Below are 13,375 nucleotides of genomic sequence, written 5' to 3' on the forward strand. Positions count from 1 at the left end.
GGGCAACCGGCGAGGGCGGGCCCGGTACCGGCGGCGAAGGTCGTTCCCCAGGCCCGGTCGGTGGGCTGTACCGGGGCCGGACAGCCTGCTGAGGGCTGTCGACCGCCCCGGCCTCACACGCCGCGTCCCGCAGCGCGCCGAGGAGTTCCAGCTCCCGTGCGATGGCGGCGCCCTGGTCGTCGTCGAAGAAGTAGGCCACGGGTACGTCGAAGAACTGGGCCAGCGCTTCGATGTGCCGTTTCGTCGGGTTGTCCCGGCGGCCCGTCCTCAACTGCCAGAGGTAGGTGGCGGAGAAGGTCTCCCCGGTCGCCTCCCGGCAGGCGCGGGCGACCTCTTCATGGCTGAACTGCTCGCGGTTGGGGCGCCGCACGATGCGGAAGAGGGCCTCGATCTTCTCGGCGAGGGTCGTCGCGGTGTCGCTCACGTCCTGCCTCCTCAGCCTGTGTGGGTCGCCTGCGCGGGTCGGTCCACGACAGCTGACGCGTCAGTTCCGGTCCCGGGAGTCCGCCGAAACGGCCCAGAACCGCAGGAACAGCGCGAGCGCCCCGGACAGGACCAGCAGCGATACGTTCCAGCCGACGGCGCGGCGGCTCTCGGCGTCGTTCAGCATGACGATGACCACGAGGCCCATGAAGCCCAGCGCCACGTGGAAGCAGATCCGGATGGCCTGCGCGGACCGGCGGCGCAGCCGGTAGAGCAACAGCAGTCTGCCGACCGAGACGTACGGTTCCTCGCCGGTGGGGGGCTGTTCCGCCGCGGAGACCCGTGCGGCTGCCTCGTCCAGCCAGCGGTTCGCCACCGTGGCCGGGTCCTGGAGCGCTTCCGGTGTGGAGGCGGTCAGTTGCTTCGCCTTCAGCCACTCGGCCGCGAAGGCCACCTGCCGTGTCGCGTCCTCGAAGGCCAGCCGACGACGGCCGTCCCGCGACCGGCGCACCCGCCGGTCCTGCGCCAGCAGACTCACCACGCCCGCGACCGCGGTCACGACGGGAACCAGCACAGCGGCGGCGATCGTCACCGCGTCTTGCGCCCTCATCGGCAGACCCCCACGGTGCGTCCTGGTCCGCCAGCATCGCACCCCCGGGCGGGAAGAGGGTACGCAGCCGGAACCACCGCGCCGAGCGCGCGGTCCTCCGCCCGCCGGCACGCCGACCCGGAGACCGCGGACCGGCTACGGTCCCTGGTGTGCGGACGGCGTCGTCGGCGAGCTTCCTCCGGACGGGGACGGCGCTGCGCCGTACCCCGGCCCACCTGTTCGTGTCCGGCGCCGTGGCGCGCCCGTACCGTCCGGGTCGCCCGGTCACCGAGGAGGCCGCCGACCATCGGCAGGAGCCTAAAGCCGCTGCCCATGGCATCGGTGCCGGGGATGGCCTGGTAGTACTGCGGCATCGTGAACAGCACTCCCAACATGGTGAAGTTGATGACCGTGCCGAGTATGGTGCCGGAGTTGAAGCGGGCGGACCTGAACAGGGAGAGGTCGACGAGGGGGGCGGGGGTGCGCCTCTCCCACATCACGAAGGCGACGAGGGCGACGACTCCGGCGGCCGTCGAGGCGAGCACGAGAGCCGCGACAGCCCACCACCGCGTCATCTCTCTCAGAGGCGAACGCCCGGCAGCACCGTCGACCGGTCCCTCAGCGTCCGGGCCGGCCCCGTCGAACTCGCCCGCCGCCTCGGCCGGGAGCCGGCCGGGACCAGCGCCCGGTCCCCTCGACCCGCACGACCATCGCGATATAGCGTTAGTCTTCCAGCCTCGGGACACCGCTCAAGAGGACGGAGACGGAAGCGATGCCGGAAGAGATCACGGCCGCCGGGAAGCTGCGGGCCTCCCACGCCGACCGGGACCACGTGGTGGACGTCCTGCGCATCTCGGCCGGCGACGGCCGCCTCACCTCGGCCGAGTTGGACGAGCGCATCGAACTCGCCCTGTCCGCCCGCACGATGGACGACCTCACCGCCCTCACCGCCGACCTGCCCCCGGTCTCCACGTCCTCCGGCACGGCCGTCGCCGAGGTCAAGGACGTCCTGCGTATCGAGCAGACGTTCAGCAAGGTCGAGCGGGTGGGCCGCTGGGTCGTACCGCGCCGTCTGGAGCTGGCGACGCAGTGGTGCGACGTGACGCTCGACTTCACGCAGGCGGAGATCACTCAGCCCACGCTGCACATCGACATGGCGGTGTACGGCAAGACCCTGACCCTGATCACCCGCCCCGGGATCGTCGTGGACGCGGACGCCCTCCGCGTCCAGCACGCGAAGGTCAAGTACCGCCACCGCGACGACTCCACCCCCACGGCCCTGCGCATCGAACTCACCGGCGACAAGGCATTCGGCCGCGTGGTGATCCGCCCGGCACGGAGGTGGCTGGGGCGCTGAGGTCCGCCGGAGCCGGAGAGGTCCGCGTGTCCCCCGTGTCTCTCCGGCCCCGGCGGATGTCTCCATGGTCGGGGAGAGCGCGCCCGGCGGCCCAGCCGCTTGGACGGTGTTCGAAGAGTGCTGGTCAGCCGTTCGTGAGGTGCGTGCCGAGAGGTGTGGGGAAGTGGTGGGCGTGGGGGCCCTCGCGGCGGGTGGTGATGAGGCCGGCGTCGCGCAGGAGGGTCGTGTGGTGGGAGACGGTGGCCGGGGAGATCTCGGCGCGGCGGGCGAGTTCGGCGCTGGTGACGCCGTGTCCGGCGACGACGGCGCGCAGGACGGCGGCGCGGGTGGGACCGAGGAGCGCGCCGAGCGCGTGCGGGCCGGGCCGGTGGCCGGGGGTCCAGAGCGGGCCGTGGGCGACGGGGTAGAACAGGATGAGCGGCTCTTCGGGGGCGTGCTGGACCGAGACGTCCCGCCCGCCGAACAGGGACGGCACCAGGCGCAGGCCGTGGCCCTTGAGGGGGATGTCGAGGTCGTGGCGGGTGGTGGCGATCTCCAGGACCGGGGGTCTCCAGGTGACCGTGGGGTGCAGGCCGCCGAGCAGCGTGTCGAGGCCCTGGGCGAGCAGGGTGCGGGCCAACGCCGACCTGGTCTCCTCCGCGCGACCGCGCAGATGCGCGGTCATCGGTGCGATCGCCGCCTCGTGCCAGTCCCGTACGGCCCGCGCGACCGTGTCGAGGGCGCGCGGGGACCCGGCGGCCAGGTCGTCGGCCCACGACGGCAGGCGGGCGCCGGTGAGGCGGGCGAAGTCGTCGAGGTCGGCGCGCAGGACCCGTCCGGGCGTGTGCAGCAGCGCGTCCAGGCCCTCGTCGAGGCCCAGGTCACCGGCGGGGGTGAGGAAGTCGGGGATCGCCCGCTTCAGCGTCACCAGCGGGCGCAGCGCGTGGACCGAGCGCGGCACCCGCTGCCGGGCCCAGCGCTGCCAGGGCCCCAGCATCGGTCCCGGCCTGCGCTGTTGGAGGACGCGCAGGCTGGTCACGGTCTCGGTGAGGAGCGCGGGACCGTCCGCGAGGGTCACCCGGAGCAGGTCGTCGTGCGTCAAGTGGATCCGGAAGGCCACCGTTTCCCCTCTCAGGCCATGGCGGGCACACACCAGGTATCCCGGGAGAGGGGGTACGGCCACAAGTGGATCACCGGCCATGTACGGGGCCGGTGCTCGCGCCTGTCCCGTCAGTCGCCCGCGCGCCGCGCGTACGCCTCCGCCAGCAGCAGATACGCCGACGCCGTCCACGTGTACGCCCGGTCCCGCAGCCCCTTCCCCGTCAGCGCGTCGAAGTTCTCCGCGAACCCGTGCGTCTCGCACAGCGCCCGGAACCGCGCGTTGATGTCGTCCGCGAGGCGTTCGTGGCCGGCGCGGCGCAGGCCGTCCTCGACGAGGATCGTGGCCGGTGCCCAGATGGGCCCGCGCCAGTAGCCGTCGGGCAAGTAGTGCGGGGAGTCGGTGAGTTCGGTGGCGAGGCCGTACGGCGTGAGGTGGGCCTTGATGCGGTCGGCGAGGGTGCCGGCGATGTCCGCGGGGAGGTGCTCGCCGAGGGCGATCGGCATGAGGTCGAGGAGTCCGGCGCTGGTCCAGGTGGCGCCGGTGGTGGCGGAGCGGGCGGCGAAGCGGTCGCCGGTCCAGAGCTGGTCGAGGAGGGCCGCCTGGGTCCGGGAGGCCAGCTGCGCCCAGTGGGCCGCGTCGGACGGTCTCTCCAGCTCCCGGGCCAGGTCGGCGAGTTCGTGCAGTTGCAGGATCAGGAACGCGGCGAGGTCGGCGGTGACGACCACCCGCTCGGGGTCGAAGGCCGTCGCGTTGTCCCAGCCGCTGTCGTTGCCGTGCTCGTAGTACGGCAGGTCGGCGCCGGGGGCGCGGCGTGCGGTGAGCCAGAAGCCGGTCCAGCGCTCCAACCGCTCGTAGGCTTCGGTGAGTTCGTCCCGCGTGGGGGGTGTGGCGAGCCGGCGGCGCAGGTGGCCGAACGCCCAGCCGTGGATGGGTGGCTTGACGAAGTTGCGCAGCACCTCGGAGTGCGTGACCGAGTCGGGCAGCGCACCGCTCGCGTCCTGGTGGTCGAAGGGCAGCGCGAACTGGTCCCACGCCAGGGAGGGGCAACCCGGCGCGAGGGCGAGGGCGTTGAAGCAGTGGTCCCAGCTCCACACCTTGTCCATCCAGTGCTTGGACATGAGGACGCCGGGCCGGGTGACGAGCCCGGTGGGCCGTACGGTCGCCGACCACAGGACGTACGCGGCGAGTTCGGCGGCCGGGGTGTCGTCGGAGCGCCAGGGCGCCACGGCGTCGACGAACGACGCGAACGCCTCCCGCGCCCCCCGCACCACGTCGTCGAAGGACGCCGAGGACGTGTACGCCGGACGCGCGGTGTCGATCTCCTCGACGGCGATCTCCCACTCCCCCGCGACGGCGACCCCGCGCTCGGCACCGCCCAGCGCCTGCGCGCCGGTGACGTCGGCGAGGGTGCCGGACAGCACCGTGACGCGGTAGCGCCGCCCGGTCTCGTACGACGTGAAGACGTGGGCGCCGGTCGCCGGGTCGGGGAAGAAGTACGTCCCGCTGAACGGTGTCAGCGTCGGCGCGGCGGCGTAGACGCCGAGGCCCAGGCCGTTCCCGCGCAGCCGCAGCGTGTCCGGCGTCTCGTAGGCGAGTTCGACGCGCCCGCCCGCACCGGCCCAGCTCAGCAGGGCGGGCGTGGCCTCGATACGGGTCTCGGCGCGGGCGCCGGTCGCCGGGTCGAGGGGGACGAGGCGCAGGACGCCGTGCATGCCGTTCTGGTGCGAGACGAGGTGGAGGTCGTCGGCGTACGTCTTCTCCGCGACGACGGGCGACACGTCGAACCAGGAGCCGGAGAAGCTGAACGGAATGTCGTGGACGGAGAAGGCCGGACCGGAGGGGACGGCGGTCATGGGGGGAGACTCGTTTCTGGAGCAGTTTCTGGGGCAGTTTCTGCGGCGCTTCTGGGGCGGGGGGTTTTCAGTCCTTGACCGCACCGGCGGTCACACCGGCGGCGACATAACGCTGAGCGAGGACGAGAATCACGGCGGCGGGGAGCGACGCGACGACCGCGGTGGCCATGACCGCGTTCCATTCCTGGTTGTTGTTGCCGATGTAGTGATAGATCCCGAGCGTGATCGGCTCGTGCGCGCCGCCGTTCACGAGCGTGCTCGCGAACACGAAGTCGGACCAGGACCAGAGGAAAGCGAACAGGGAAACGGTGACCACGGCATTGCGGCTCATCGGCAGCACGACGGACCAGAAAGTCCGCAGTGTCCCGGCCCCGTCGGTCTTCGCGGCCTGGAGCAGTTCCCCGGGAATCCCGGACATGAACGCCGTGAAGATGAGCACCCCGAAGGGAACGGCGAGTGTGGAGTCCGCGACGATCAGCCCGGGCACGGATTGCAGCACCCCGAGTTGCAGATAGATCGCGTAGAACCCCATCGCCATGATGATCCCGGGAATCATCTGCGCGGCCAGCAGCACGAAACTCAGCACGCCCCCGCCCCTGGGCCGCAGCTTGGCGAGCGCGTACCCGGCGGGAGCCGACAGCGCGACGGTCAGGAGCACCGTCCCGAGCCCGATCAGAAGGCTCGTCCCGAGATAGGGCAACTGGTCGTCGAGAACCGTCCGGTATCCGTCGAGCGTGCCGTGCAGCGGCAGCAGGTCCGGCGGGCTCTTGCGCATGTCCTGGTCCCGGGTGAACGAGACGTTGACCATCCAGTAGACCGGAAAGAGCATCACCCCGGTCAGGATCAGCCCGATTCCGGTCTTCCAGCCCTTTCTCATGACATCGCCTGCTTCCGCTGAACTCTCAGATAGACGAACCCGAAGACCAGCGCGGCGGCGACGAGCAGATTCCCGACGGCCGCGCCGGGCCCGAACGCGGGCAGCAGATTGCCGAATCCGAGCTGATAGGACCAGGTCGCGAAAGTGGTGGACGAATCCGCCGGACCGCCCTTGGTCATGATCCAGATGATGTCGAACACCTTGAGCGTGTAGATGAGCCCGAGCAGCAGCGTGATCGCGGAGACCGGCCGCAGCAGGGGAAAGGTGATCGACCAGAACCGCTGCCAGGAATTCGCCCCGTCGAGCGAGGCGGCCTCGTAGAGGTTCGCGGAAATGGACTGGAGCCCGCTGTAGAGCACGACCAGGTTGAACGGGACGCCGATCCAGATGTTCGCGACGATCACCGAGACCAGCGACCAGGACGGCGACGTCAGCCAGTTGACCGAGCCGAGCCCGACGGCCTTCAGCGCGGCGTTGACGATCCCGGAGTCGCTGTTGAGCATCCACGACCAGGTGGACGCGGACACGATGAGCGGCAGCAGCCAGGGGACGAGGAAGAGGGCGCGCAGGGTCGCGGAGAGCCGGAAGTGCTGGTTGAAGAAGACGGCGAGGGCGAGCCCGATGGCGTACTGGAAGACGAGGCTCACGGCGGTGAAGAGGACCGTGTGGACGAGCGCGGGCATGAACGTCGGGTCGTCGAGGACGGTCCGGTAGTTGTCGAGCCCGGTGAAGGGCGCGTCGCCGTTCACGAAGGAGCGGACGGTGTAGTGCCTCAGGCTCAGATCGAGGTTGCGGTAGAGGGGATAGGCGTAGAAGAGGACGAGGTAGAGGGTGACCGGTGTGAGGAAGGCCCACGCCGCCCACTGGGAGGAGCGTGGCCGACGGCGCTGGGTCACCTTCCTCACGGACACCTGGTCCCGGGTCATCTGCAACGTCACTTGACCGCGCCCTGCGCCGAGGACAGCGCGTCCTTGGGCGACTTGGAGCCGCTCAGCGCGGACTGCACGGCCTTCCACAACTGCTCGGAGATCTTCGGGTACTTGGTGCCGAGGTCGTCGCTGGTGCGCCCCTTGGCCGACTTGACGGCGTCGACCCACGGCTTCAGCGCCGGGGTCGCGGCGACCTGCTTGGCCTGGACGGCGGCGGTGGGGGCGACGTAGGAGAGCGCGGAGTCCGTGTCGTACAGGCCCTGTTCACTGGTCAGGCAGGCCGCGAGCTGCTGCGAGGTGGCGTAGCGGCCGGTGTCGTCCTGGACGGGGAGGGTGACGAACTCGCCGCCGGTGGGGGCGGGTGCGGTCGCGGCCGAAGCGCCGGGGATCGGGAGGACGCCGTACTCGAAGCCCGCCTTCTCGGCGTTCGCGAGCTGCCATGTGCCGTTCTCGGCGAAGGCGTAGTCGCCGGTCGCGAACTCCTGCCAGCTCGTGGTCTGGGTGTTGTTGAGGACGGAGTTGGGGGCGTAGCCGTTCTTCAGCCAGTCCTTCCAGAGGGTGAGCGCCGACTCGGCCTGGGGGGAGTCGAGTTGGGTGAGCTGGGCGCCGGATCCCCAGTACCAGGGCAGGAACTGGAAGCTGCCTTCTTCGGTGCCGATCGCGGAGAAGGTGATGCCCTTCTTGCCGGCCTTCTTGACCTTGTCGAGGGCGGCGGTCAGGGAGGGCCAGTCCTTGATGGTGGCGACGTCGACGCCGGCGGCCTTCAGGACGGTCTTGTTGTAGTAGAGGGCGAGGGTGTTGGCGCCGATCGGGGTGCCGTACGTCTTGCCGCCCGACTGTCCGGCGGCGAGGAGGTTCGGGTCGACCTTGGAGGTGTCGAGCTTGTTCTCGGCGGTCGTGGTGAGGACGCCCGCCTCGGCGAGGGTGGAGACGACCGGGTTGTCGACGACGAGGACGTCCGGGGAGTTGCCCTGCTGGGCCGCGAGGAGCGTCTTGTTGGCGAGGTCGCTGGTGTCGAAGCCGGTGCGCTTCACCTTGACGCCGGCCTCGGTGCCGCAGCGGTCGAGGAGCTTCACCCACGCCGAGTCCTTGGCGAACTGGGGGTAGGGGTCCCAGACGGTGTAGGTGCCGCCGCCGTCGGAGCTCTTGCTGTCGTCGCTGCCCGAGCCGGAGGAGCAGGCGGTGGCAGCCGTGGCGACGGCGAGGGTGGTCAACACGGCGGCGGTCAGACGGCGTTGTCTGGAGGAGGTGTTCATCGCGGGCTTCCTTCGGTGAATATCGATGGGTGTGCCTGGCTGCCTGCCGGTGCGGGCGGCTACGGCATCGCCGGGGTGGCGGGCCCGGTGCTGGCCCGCAGCGAGATCGGCGGCGTCAACAGGTGGTGCCGAGGGGGCGTGCCGGGCTGGTCCAGCCGCTCGACCAGCAGGTCGACGGCCCGCCGCCCCATCTCCTCGGCCGGCACGTCCGCCGCCGTGAGCTGCGGCGTCACCGTCTCCGCCCAGCGCGCGGCGACGACCCCGGTGACGGAGAAGTCGCGCGGGACATGGCGCCCGGACTGTGCGAGGCCCCGGTAGATCCCGCCCAGGGACGCCTCGTTGAGCGTGACGAGCCCGGTCGTCGCGGGGTCGTCGTACAGCATCCGCTCCACGCACGCCTGCCCCGCCGCCGCGTCGTCCCCGCAGGTGTACGCCCGTACGGCGAGCCCGCGTTCGGCGGCGGCCTTCGTGAAGCCGTCGAGTCCCCGGTGCGCCGACTCGTAGCCGGCGCGCAGGAGTTGGGAGGGGCGGTTGACCAGGGCGATGCGGCGGTGGCCGAGGTCGGCGAGGTGGTGGACGCAGGCCGCCGCGAGCGCGGTGTGGTCGACGCCGACCCACCAGGTCGTCTCGGGGCGCGCGGTACGGCCGATGGTGACGGCCGGGAAGTCGAGGGCGGCGAGGTGGTCGACCCGGTCGTCCTGGAGGCGGATCTCCATCAGGATGGCGCCGTCGACGCGGCGTTCTCCCAGGAGGCGCTGGAAGGAGCGGTCGCTGTCGACGCCGCTGGGGGACAGCAGGACGTCGTAGTCGTAGGAGGCCGCCGCTTCGACGACGCTGCCGATGAAGTCGAGCTGCATGCCGGTGTAGTGGTCGCCGGCGGGCGGGAAGACCAGGCCGATGGTGTTCGTCCGGCCGTTGGCCAGTGCCCGCGCGCTCGCGTTGGGGCGGTAGCCGAGTTCGTCGATGACGCGCTGGATCTTGCGGCGGGTGTCGTCGGAGACGGGGCGCTTGCCGCTGAGGGCGTACGAGACGGTGCTCCGGGAGACACCGGCCCGGCGGGCGATCTCACCGATGTTCACGGGACTCCTCCGTCTGGGTCGAACCGGTTCGGCGACGGACCGGGAGTTGTCGAACCGGTTCGCGTGAAGTGAAGGTAGGGAGCGGCCGAGCGGGTGTCAACACCTCTGACAGGACTTCGTGGATGCCGGAAACAAGCCTTGTCAGGGGGATTGCCGGGCAGTCGCGCCGGTGCTAGCTTCCCGAACCGGTTCGATGAACTGATCCTTCCGCGCCCCCGACACCCCTGCCCTCTCCGCTCCAGGTCAGTGATGCGAACCGGTTCGACAACCCCAAGGATTGAGGACGCGATCCATGCCATCCCCTGAGAGATCCCCCCGGCGCCGCGCCCCCGCCGCCGTGGCACTCGCCCTCGGCGCGGGCCTCCTGGCCTCGCCCGCCGTACCCGCCCAGGCCGCCGACGCCCCCGCCCCGGTCGCCCACTACACCTTCGACCAGGACGACACCGCCTCCGGCAAGATCACCGACACCTCCGGCAACAACCTCACGGCGACCCTCGTCAACCCGTCGACCGCCCAGTCCGTCACCGGCGCCGACGGCGGCAAGGCCCTCGCCCTGCCCGGCGGCGCGCCCACCTCGACCGGCGCGTACGTCCGCCTGCCCCGCGAAGTCCTCGCCGACGCCGCCGACCTGACGGTCTCGGCCCGCGTGAAGTGGGGCACCGACGCCTCGTCCTGGCAACGCCTCTTCGACCTCGGCACCGACACGTCGACGTACCTGTTCACGACCCCCTCGAACGGCAGCGTGCTGCGCACGGCCGTGACCACGGGCGGCGGTGGCGGCGAGGCGCAGGTCTCCGGGTACGCCCCGCTCCCCGCCGACCAGTGGCGGACCGTCACCGTCACCCTCGACACGGCCGCCGGCCGCGTCACCACCTATCTCGACGGCGTCGCCGTCTCCTCGGCGCCGACCAGCGTCAAGGCGAAGGACCTGCTGGCGAGTTCGGCGACGGCCGCCGGCTACATCGGCAAGTCCTTCTACCCGGACCCGCTCCTCAAGGGCGCGATCGACGACTTCGCTGTCTGGCACACGGCCCTCACGCCCGAACAGGTGGCGGGCCAGATCGGCACACTTCCCACCATGACGCAGCTCTCGCAGACCGCCTTCACCGTCCGTACGACGACCGGCAAGGCCCCGGCGCTCCCGCCCGCCGCCCGCGCCTCCTTCTCCGACGGCTACGACCGCGACGCCCCGATCACCTGGGACGCCGTCCCCGCCGACAAGTACGCCGCCCCCGGCACCTTCACGGTGGCCGGGACCGCCGCCGGGCGCGCCGTCACGGCGACCGTCACGGTCGTACGCGAAGGCCAGTTGACCGTGGACCTCGCCTCGGACACGGGCGCGTTCCACGGCGGCGCCTCGGGGACGCTGTACGGGGTGTACGGCCCGGACGTCCCGACCAACAACCTCATCGAGGGCATGGGCCTGCGGACCGTCTCGACCAAGGCGCAGGACGGGCCCCAGCATCCGGGCGCCGACGCGCTGGAGGTCGTGAAGCCGCTCGCCGACTCCACGGACGGCGACGTCTACATCTACATGACCGACATCCACCGCGGCTTCCCGTACCAGTGGCCCGGTGACACGCCCGGCGAGAAGCTGAAGCTGTACGAGGAGAAGATCGCCAAGCAGGTCGACCAGGTCCTCCGGTTGCCGGAGAAATACCGGGACAACATCGTCTTCGTGCCGTTCAACGAGCCCGAGGGCAACATGTTCGGGACCGGCGAGTGGAGCTACGACAAGGTCAGCTGGCTGACGGACCCCGCCGACTACTTCGCCGCGTGGGACTCCGCGTACAAGCTCATCAAGGGCAGGATGCCGGACGCGCGGATCGCGGGCCCCAACACCAGCGTCCTGTACGACCAGGTGAAGGGGTTCCTCACGCACGCCAAGGCCGCCGGGACGCTGCCCGACGTCGTCACCTGGCACGAGCTGAGCCACCCGGAGGCGGTGCGGCAGAGTGTCGCCAAGTACCGTGCCTGGGAGAAGGAGCTGGGGATCGGGCCGCTGCCCATCAACATCAACGAGTACGCCTTCAACTACCACACCTCGGTGCCCGGGCAGATGATCCAGTGGGTGTCCGCGATCGAGGAGTCCAAGGTCGACGCGGACATCGCGTACTGGAACATCGACGGCAACCTCTCCGACTCCGCCGTGCAGTCCAACCGGGGCAACGGGCAGTGGTGGCTGCTGAACGCGTACGCCTCGATGAGCGGGCACACCGTCGCCGTGAACCCGCCCTTCCCGGGCCAGAACTACACGATGCAGGGTGTCGCCACGCTCGACGCGGCCAAGAAGCAGGCGCGGCTCATCTTCGGCGGGTCGAGCGGCAAGGGGCACATCACGTTCGCCGGCGTTCCGCGCAAGGTGTTCGGCTCCCAAGTCCACGCCTGGGTACGGGAGATCGAGTGGAGCGGGCAGATCGGGGACAACTCCGGGCCGAAGCTGCTCAGTGAGCAGAACCTGAAGGTCGCGGCCGACGGGACGGTCTCCGTCGACTTCGGCGCGCTCAAGGAGTCCTCGGCGTACGAGATCGTCCTCACCCCGGCCGGCAACGCGCGCGGCGTCCAGTCCGCGCCGGTGCGCTGGCAGGGGTCGTACGAGGCGGAGGACGCCGCGCACACGGGTTCGGGCTGGACGAAGAACGGGCCCGAGGGGTCGACGAGCGACGTCTCGAAGTTCTACACGTCCGGCGGGTACGACGTCGGCGGGCTGCGCACCGGCTCCGACGTCACCCTGGACTTCACGGTCGACGTGCCCGAGGACGGCGCGTACGACCTGAGCGTCTTCGCCAACTCCCTCAACACGTACGACAAGGTCCAGGAACAGGGCCCCACGAACGTCTTCCTGCGCGTCGACGGCGCCGCCGAACAGGAGGTGTACCTCCCCCTCGGCTACAAGTGGGTCGTCTGGGACCACACCGACACGAAGGTCCAGCTCACCAAGGGCCGGCACACCCTGACCCTCGCCGCGAAGAGCCTCGACGGCAAGCGCGCGACGAAGGGTGACGCGATCGTCGACCGCCTGACGCTGGCCCTCCCGTCGGCTTCCGCCGACACCCGGGTGTACGAGGGTGAGTTGGCGTGGCTGAGCGGTGGCGCCCGGCCCGTGTACGGGCCCGCGCTCACCGGGTCCGGCGGCGCCCAGGTCGGGCGGGGCCAGACGGCCACGTTCTGGGTCTACTCCCCCGCCGACCGCGAGGCCACGCTCACCGTCGACTCCCTCGGCGGCGCCGGTGCGCGGCTGTCCGTCAACGGCAACGACGTCCTGCGCCTCACCCCGGGCAAGCGGGCCGTCGCGGTGTCCCTCTCCGGGGGCGTCAACAAGGTGACGGTGACCGGGAGTTCGGTCCCGACGCTGGTGGACCGCCTGACGGTGACGTCAACCGAGGGCCGGTTGCCGGTCCGTACGTACGAGGCGCGGGACGCCGTCCTCGCGGGTTCGGCGAACCTCGTCTCCCTGCCGCTCGCGAGCGCGGGAACGGCGATCACCGGAGTCGGCGGCGATCCGGGCAACACCAACACGGCGACGTTCACCGTCACGGCGGACAAGCCCGGCCTGTACGCCCTCCGCATCCGCTACTCCAACCCGGAACAGTCCCCGGCGACCCACTACAACCCCGACCCCCTGACCCGCCACGCGGACCTCTCGATCAACGGCGGCCCCATCCGCCGCGTGACCTTCCCGCACACCTTCCACCAGGACAACTTCTGGGAGTTGACGGTTGCGGTCCAGCTGGAGAAGGGGGCGAACAAGGTGTCCTTCCGCTCGGAGGAACTCCCCAACTTCGACGGAACGACGTACGCCTCGGACACCTTCCCGGGAGTGCTGCTCCGCTCCCGGTACGCGCCGCTGATCGACCGGATCGACGTGGCGCCGTACGCGCGGGAGGTGCACTGACCGAGACTAGACCGCGATGAGTCGCCCTCACCCGCT

At 70.8% G+C, this 13,375-nt stretch carries 10 protein-coding genes; 2 read left to right on the top strand and 8 right to left on the bottom strand.

Annotation, left to right across the window (positions count from 1 at the left end; genetic code table 11):
• Positions 1-484: 484 nt before the first annotated feature.
• The gene (locus ACQCO7_RS02215) at positions 485-1,033 is read right to left on the bottom strand and encodes a hypothetical protein (RefSeq protein ID WP_464070168.1); all 549 of its coding nucleotides are present in this window, start codon (positions 1,031-1,033) and stop codon (positions 485-487) included.
• Complete coding sequence (locus tag ACQCO7_RS02220) at positions 1,030-1,587, bottom strand: hypothetical protein (protein WP_464070169.1); 558 nt, start codon at positions 1,585-1,587, stop codon at positions 1,030-1,032. Before ACQCO7_RS02220 ends, ACQCO7_RS02215 begins: the two co-directional genes overlap by 4 nt.
• Before the next feature lie 197 nt (positions 1,588-1,784).
• Here ACQCO7_RS02220 and ACQCO7_RS02225 point away from each other — a divergent pair, with 197 nt between their 5' ends.
• Entirely contained in the window at positions 1,785-2,369 is a 585-nt protein-coding gene (locus tag ACQCO7_RS02225; RefSeq protein WP_464070170.1) for a DUF1707 SHOCT-like domain-containing protein, read from the top strand.
• Between the two features lie 124 nt (positions 2,370-2,493).
• On the opposite strand, the gene ACQCO7_RS02230 is transcribed toward ACQCO7_RS02225, so the two are convergent.
• The 6 genes from ACQCO7_RS02230 to ACQCO7_RS02255 all read right to left on the bottom strand — a co-directional run bounded on the left by ACQCO7_RS02230 (position 2,494) and on the right by ACQCO7_RS02255 (position 9,444).
• Positions 2,494-3,468, bottom strand: coding sequence for an ArsR/SmtB family transcription factor (locus ACQCO7_RS02230; protein WP_464070171.1), 975 nt, complete (start codon positions 3,466-3,468; stop codon positions 2,494-2,496).
• 110 nt (positions 3,469-3,578) lie between these two features.
• Positions 3,579-5,303: an MGH1-like glycoside hydrolase domain-containing protein gene (locus tag ACQCO7_RS02235; RefSeq protein WP_464070172.1), complete on the bottom strand. Its 1,725-nt coding sequence runs from the start codon at positions 5,301-5,303 to the stop codon at positions 3,579-3,581.
• Positions 5,304-5,370: 67 nt separating this feature from the next.
• Complete coding sequence (locus ACQCO7_RS02240) at positions 5,371-6,180, bottom strand: carbohydrate ABC transporter permease (RefSeq protein ID WP_464070173.1); 810 nt, start codon at positions 6,178-6,180, stop codon at positions 5,371-5,373.
• The gene (locus tag ACQCO7_RS02245) at positions 6,177-7,106 is read right to left on the bottom strand and encodes a carbohydrate ABC transporter permease (RefSeq protein ID WP_464070174.1); all 930 of its coding nucleotides are present in this window, start codon (positions 7,104-7,106) and stop codon (positions 6,177-6,179) included. The genes ACQCO7_RS02240 and ACQCO7_RS02245 overlap by 4 nt, the downstream gene beginning before the upstream one ends.
• Positions 7,107-7,114: 8 nt before the next feature.
• Positions 7,115-8,365 (bottom strand): sugar ABC transporter substrate-binding protein, encoded by a 1,251-nt coding sequence (locus ACQCO7_RS02250; protein ID WP_464070175.1) that lies wholly within the window; start codon positions 8,363-8,365, stop codon positions 7,115-7,117.
• Positions 8,366-8,424: 59 nt separating this feature from the next.
• Entirely contained in the window at positions 8,425-9,444 is a 1,020-nt protein-coding gene (locus ACQCO7_RS02255) for a LacI family DNA-binding transcriptional regulator (RefSeq protein WP_464070176.1), read from the bottom strand.
• Between the two features lie 292 nt (positions 9,445-9,736).
• Between ACQCO7_RS02255 and ACQCO7_RS02260 the strand changes: the two genes are divergently transcribed.
• Entirely contained in the window at positions 9,737-13,339 is a 3,603-nt protein-coding gene (locus ACQCO7_RS02260; protein WP_464070177.1) for a LamG-like jellyroll fold domain-containing protein, read from the top strand.
• The last annotated feature ends 36 nt before the right edge of the window (positions 13,340-13,375 follow it).

It is taken from the genome of Streptomyces saintjeani (assembly GCF_055409605.1).